Raw genomic sequence first — 264 nt, 5'->3', positions numbered from 1 at the left:
CAGTTACTGTAACAGATGAAGGAGATCCAGTAGCTGTAGACGATACAGTTACTACAATCGAAGATACTCCGGTAACTACAGGTAATGTGTTGGATAATGATACAGTTATAGATGATGCTACAATAACTGTATTCGACGCTACTAGTACCAATGGAGGTACGGTAGTGAATAATGGAGATGGTACATTTACCTATACACCACCAGTTGGATTTGTTGGAGATGATACATTTACCTATACCCTTTGTGATGATGATACACCACCAA

The 264-nt window shown here is 39.0% G+C and carries 1 protein-coding gene; it reads left to right on the top strand.

What is annotated here, in order from left to right; genetic code table 11:
• A partial coding sequence (locus tag ACXAGJ_RS24820) for an Ig-like domain-containing protein (RefSeq protein WP_474843906.1) occupies window positions 1-264 on the top strand: 264 nt, incomplete at both ends.

It is taken from the genome of Aquimarina sp. AWH4_224 (genome assembly GCF_056160245.1).
This window is presented reverse-complemented; position numbering and strand designations above follow the sequence as displayed.